The organism is Streptomyces sp. NPDC006265, assembly GCF_040613555.1.
Lineage (GTDB): Bacteria > Actinomycetota > Actinomycetes > Streptomycetales > Streptomycetaceae > Streptomyces.
In genome coordinates, this window is the sequence record NZ_JBEXSH010000669.1 from 1 (window position 1) to 5,146 (window position 5,146).

4 protein-coding genes and 2 pseudogenes are annotated in these 5,146 nt (G+C 69.8%); 4 read left to right on the forward strand and 2 right to left on the reverse strand.

Translation table 11 applies throughout. From position 1 onward, the window contains the following. Nucleotides 1-77 precede the first annotated feature (77 nt). Nucleotides 78-1,736, reverse strand: coding sequence for an FAD-dependent monooxygenase (locus tag ABZ281_RS36980; protein WP_356662420.1), 1,659 nt, complete (start codon nt 1,734-1,736; stop codon nt 78-80). 255 nt (nt 1,737-1,991) lie between these two features. On the opposite strand from ABZ281_RS36980, the pseudogene ABZ281_RS36985 reads away from it, so the two are divergent. After that, nucleotides 1,992-2,826: pseudogene (locus tag ABZ281_RS36985) on the forward strand (hypothetical protein). Here ABZ281_RS36985 and ABZ281_RS36990 read toward each other — a convergent pair. Then, nucleotides 2,823-3,386, reverse strand: a complete 564-nt coding sequence (locus tag ABZ281_RS36990) for a dihydrofolate reductase family protein (protein ID WP_356662421.1) — start codon at nt 3,384-3,386, stop codon at nt 2,823-2,825. The pseudogene ABZ281_RS36985 and the gene ABZ281_RS36990 overlap by 4 nt on opposite strands. Before the next feature lie 361 nt (nt 3,387-3,747). Between ABZ281_RS36990 and ABZ281_RS36995 the strand changes: the two genes are divergently transcribed. The 3 genes and pseudogenes from ABZ281_RS36995 to ABZ281_RS37005 all read left to right on the forward strand — a co-directional run. Continuing rightward, entirely contained in the window at nt 3,748-4,368 is a 621-nt protein-coding gene (locus ABZ281_RS36995; RefSeq protein WP_356662422.1) for a pyridoxamine 5'-phosphate oxidase family protein, read from the forward strand. Between the two features lie 196 nt (nt 4,369-4,564). Further along, nucleotides 4,565-4,996, forward strand: a complete 432-nt coding sequence (locus ABZ281_RS37000) for an ATP-binding cassette domain-containing protein (protein WP_356662423.1) — start codon at nt 4,565-4,567, stop codon at nt 4,994-4,996. After that, a pseudogene (locus tag ABZ281_RS37005) lies at nt 4,948-5,146 on the forward strand (hypothetical protein); the annotation flags it as partial. The gene ABZ281_RS37000 and the pseudogene ABZ281_RS37005, both read left to right, overlap by 49 nt.

The window sequence follows — 5,146 nt, forward strand, 5'->3', positions numbered from 1 at the left end:
CTGGCCCCGCCGCGCGAGCGCGCGGGGGACGTGGGCCGCACCGAGGGGCACCCCCCCCCGCCGGTAGAAGAGCGATCTCAGGCGACTGCCAGCGCGGTCCTCAACACCTGGTGCAGTACCGCCTCGGCATCCGCTTCCTGCCCCTGCGACCGCCATACGACGAACCCGTCGGGCCGGACGAGCACGGCACCCCCGGGGCCCGTGCCGTGGCGCTCGGCCCAGTCGGCGTCGTCCTCCGGCACCAGGTCGGTCTGAGCCCCGGTGCCCACCCGGTACGACCTGAGCGGCAGGGACAGCTTGCCGGCGAGCCGGACGGCTGCCTCGTGCCACTCGTTCGGCTCAGCGGCGTCACTGAGCAGCACGAGGGACCGCTCGTACAGGTCGAGCGTCGAGAGCCGTTCGTCCCCTCGGCGCACCCACAGGTGAGGCGCCCTGCTGCCCGGTTCTCCGCTCAGGTCGAGGCGCTCGGGCACCACCGGGACCGCCGGATCGGCGCCGACGACGGCACCCTGCGGGTAGCGGTAACCGAGGGCCACGTTGAGGATGCCCTTCTGCGGACCACCGCCGCCCGCTCCGGGGGGCGCGGCGAATCCGGGGTGGCTGTGCTCGGCCGACCGGGACGCGGCCCGCGCGCTGGTGGCCTCGGCCACGGGACGGCGCTCGGCGTCGTAGGTGTCCAGCAACTCCTCCCCCGCCCAGCCGTCGACCACCGCGGCCAGCTTCCAGGCGAGGTTGTGCGCGTCCTGGATGCCGGTGTTGGAACCGAAGGCCCCGGTGGGTGACATCTCGTGCGCCGAGTCACCGGCCAGGAACACACGTCCCGACCGGTAGCTGCGGGCGACCCGCTGAGCGGCGTGCCAGGGAGCCTTGCCGGTGATCTCCACGTCGAGGTCGGCGACCCCGACCGCCCGGCGGATGTGCTCGACGCATCGTTCGTCCGTGAACTCCTCCAGGGATTCCCCGTTTTCCGGGTGCCAGGGGGCGTGGAAGACCCAGTTCTCGCGGTTGTCCACCGGCAGCAGGGCGCCGTCGGCCTCCGGGTTCGTCAGGTAGCAGACGATGAAGTGACGGTCGCCCACGACATCGGCGAGACGCCGGGAACGGAACGTGAGGCTGACGTTGTGGAACAGGTCGCCGGGCCCGCTCTGGGTGATGCCGAGTTGTTCGCGCACGGGGCTGCGCGGGCCGTCCGCGGCGACGAGGTAGTCCGCACGGATGGTGGTGTGCTCACCCGTCTCTCGGCTCTTGACCACGGCGGTCACACCGGTGGGGTCGCTGTCGAACGACATCAGCTCGGTGGAGAAGCGCAGGTCGCCTCCGTGCTCGCGGGCATGGTCGAGCAGCACCGGTTCGAGGTCGTTCTGGCTGCACAGGCACCAGGCGCTGGGGCTGAAGCGGGCCAGGCCGCCGCCCGGGTCGATGTCCCTGAACAGCCACTCGCCGGCGTCGCCGACCAGGGTGGGTGCCTGGAGGATGCCGTGGTTGACGGCCAGGGTGGCGGCCGCGTCCTTGATCCCCTTCTCGACACCCGCCGCCCGGAACAGTTCCATGGTACGGACGTTGTTGCCGCGGCCTCGCGGGTGGATGGAGGTGCCTGCGTGGCGCTCCACCAGCATGTGGGGCACGCCGAGCCGTCCCAGGAACAACGAGGTGGACAGGCCGACCAGGGAGCCGCCCACGATCAGGACCGGGACGCTGATGGTGTGGGGGCCCGTCCGTCCGGCTCGTTCGTTCATCACTCTCGCCTCCAACGCATCGATGCCGCCGACCCGGCCGGATACGGCGGAGATCCTCATGCATGCCCCGGGAAGCTGACGGTGGCTCAGGCTTCACCCGCCTGCGTCGCGACGCGGGCGGGTCCCCCGGGGGCGCGGACCATGCGCATGGCCGACGTCGACGTCTCCGGGCCGGTGATCGAGGGAGTGAACCCGGCGCGGGCCGGTGCCCGGCGGCGTCAGTATGTTGGTGGCCACCGACCCAGGAGATGTCCCGTGCCCGGCCGCCCCAGCGTTCTGTTCGTGACCGACCTCGCCTACGAGGCCCGGGGGCGGCGCTACGGCGACGAGGACGTCTTCCTGTCGTCGCGGCTGCGGAACGCCTTCGACCTCGCTCTGTGCCACCCGCTGGATGCCGCCGCCCTGATGGACTCCTTCGACATGGTCGTGGTCCGCAACAGCGGCCCCGTGCTCCACTACCAGAAGGAGTACGACGCCTTCCGGAACCAGGCCGCGGTGCGCGGCACCCGGGTCTACACCGCTGTCGGGCCGGGCGGACATGGCCGGCAAGCGGTACCTGCTGGATCTGACGGCAGCCGGATACCCCGTCATCCCCACCGTCGACCGGCCGCAGGACCTGCCCCTGCTGCCCCGGACCAAGCAGTACGTGGTCAAGCCGAAGGCAGGGGCGGACTCCATCGGCCTCACCTTCCTCCCCCGGGACCGACTGGACGGCCTCGCCTACGGCGACGTGCTGGTCCAGCCCCGCGTCGACTTCCGCTACGAGGTGTCGTTCTACTACGTCGACGACGCCTTCCAGTACGCCCTCCACGCCCCCGACCCCGACCGGCGCTGGGTCCTCGAGCCCTACCTGCCCACGGAGGCCGACCTCGGTTTCGCCCGCCGCTTCATCGACTGGAACACCCTCGATCACGGAATCCAGCGTGTGGACGCCTGTCGTACCCGCGAGGGCGACCTGCTCCTGGTCGAGTTGGAGGACCTCAACCCGTACCTGTCCCTGGATCGTGTCGACGCCCCGACCCGCGACGCCTTCGTCACCAGCATGACGAGCTCCCTCCACCGGTTTCTGGGCGTCTCACCGCGCACCTAGCGCACCACTCGGTGGCGGAGGTAGACGACTCGTGAGCCCAAGGGGCGGGTCTCGACGAGTTCGAGATCCACCCGGCGCTCGTGCCGGGGGAAGAACGGAATGCCGCCGCCGACCAGCACGGGGTAGACGATGGCCCGGTACTCGTCGATCAGTCCCGCCGCAGCCGCCTGGGCGGCGAGGGTCGCGCCGCCGATCGCGATGTCTCCCTCCCCCGGCTCGGAGCGCAACCGCTCGATCTCCTCCGCGACGTCGCCGGAAGCCAGGCGGGCATGGCCCTGCACAGACGACAGCGTGGTGGAGAACACCACCTTCGGGAGCGGCTTCCACAGCGCGGCCCACTCGAGCTTGGAGTCGTCGAGCGACGGATCCTGATCGGCGCTCTCCCAGTACAGCATCGTCTCGTACAGCCGTCGTCCCAGCAGATGGACGCCGACCTGCCGGATCTCGTCGATCCAGAAGCGAAAGACGTCGTCGTCCGGCCCCGTCCAGTTGAAATCGCCGTCCGGCCCGACGATGTATCCGTCGAGTGAGACGTTCATCGAGTAGGTCACGCTGCGCACCAGAAGCCTCCTCGGGGACACCGTACGACCGCCGATGCCGCAGAGCGCATCACGACTCACGGGGCCACGCACGGCCTCCAGGGGCTCCCTGAGGAAGTCAGCAGGTCAGCAGATCGAAGGCGCCGCCGGCAGATGGAGCACAGCCACTCTTGCCTCCCGCCCCGGAACGACCGAACGGTCTGCTCTACCCTCATGTGCGTGGCCGATCAGTGCTGTTCGGCCTCCGAGGGGACCGGCAGAGTCATCTGCGCCGGAGGACCACCGGAGCAGGGCTCGAACACAGGCGTTGGTTCGCCTGTCAGGAGGACCGTTGCACCAGGATGAGCGGGCAGACCGGCCCGGCAGCCACGGAGAGCACGAGATGCAGCGCGCATTGGGCACCACGGGCCGCGCTGATCGCTTCTACGACGAGCAGGTGGTGGACCGACTCAACCCCAGAATGAGGGAGTTCGTTGCCCGCCAGGAGATGTTCTTCCTCGCCACATCGGACAGCACCGGGCAATGCGACAGCACCTTCCGGGCAGGCCCAGCCGGTTTTCTCCACGTTCTCGATGACACCACCCTCGCCTATCCGGAGTACCGGGGAAACGGCGTCATGGCCTCGCTCGGCAACATCCGGGAGAACCCGCACGTCGGCCTGTTGATGATCGATTTCTCCGTGGATCGCATCGGGTTGCACGTCAACGGCCGAGCCCACCTGGTCACCGACGACAGCATGCGGCGGAGCCATCCCGAACTGCCCGCCGACCCGCTGCCCGGACGCCGCCCTCAGATGTGGGTCGAAGTCGAGGTCGAAGAGGCTTACATCCACTGCTCGAAGCACATACCGAGGCTGGTCCGAACACCCCTGCGGCCGCAGACCCAAGAGGGAGCCACCACGGCAACCGCCGGCGAACAGGCCTGGGGCACGGACGACGTCAAGCGCAAGGGCGGCGACTACTTCGAGACGGCGAACGCGAAACACAACCAGGCCGTGCGGTGATCCACGCCGGGGCTGAGCTGCCGGTAGTGCCGGACGCGCGCTGTATGCGCATCACGGACGGCCGGCACCCGCGCCGGCGATCTGAATGCACTGGTCGGGGCCCGGCTTGACCTTGACGCCGGGTCAACCCTCCATCCTTCTGGCAGGAGCTTCCACGCAGTCCGCGGGAAGATCTCCACCGAGGAGGGAGGTGCCCATGACGGCCCGATCGACGGCCGGTCCGGCGATTCGCGTGCGGGGTCTGGAGAAGTCGTACGGGAAGCTCGAGGTGCTGCGCGGCGTGGACTTCGACGTGGCGCCCGGCACCGTCTTCGCCCTGCTCGGCTCCAACGGGTCGGGCAAGTCCACGACCGTGAGAATCCTCGCCACGCTGCTGAAGCCCGATGCGGGGACGGCCGCCAACGGCTTCGACGTCACCACGCAACCGGCGAACGTGCGGGAGTCCTTCAGCCTCACGGGACAGTTCGCGGCCGTCGGCGACATCCTCAGCGGCCGGGAGAACCTCCTCCTCGTCGCCAAGCTGCTCCACCTCGACGACCCCGGCACGATGGTGGACGACCTGCTCGACCGCTTCTCGCTGACCGCTCCGGGTACCGGAGCTACGACGCCGGCGCCGTCGTGCGGCTGATCCGGATCCGCACCGCGGCAGATGCCGGCGTGCCGCTGGCCCGGGTGCAGGAGCTCCTCGACGCCGGCCCCGAGGAGTTCGCCGACGGTGTCCAGGCTGGGCGTGGCCGGCCTGTTCTTCGGCCCGTTCCTGTTCGCCATCGTCTACACG

What these genes read in the sequence shown, in the direction of transcription:
- ABZ281_RS37000 (WP_356662423.1), top strand. Translation starts at nt 4,565, where the DNA reads ATGACGGCCCGATCGACGGCCGGTCCGGCGATTCGCGTGCGGGGTCTG.
- ABZ281_RS36980 (WP_356662420.1), bottom strand. Translation starts at nt 1,736, where the DNA reads ATGAACGAACGAGCCGGACGGACGGGCCCCCACACCATCAGCGTCCCG.
- ABZ281_RS36995 (WP_356662422.1), top strand. Translation starts at nt 3,748, where the DNA reads ATGCAGCGCGCATTGGGCACCACGGGCCGCGCTGATCGCTTCTACGAC.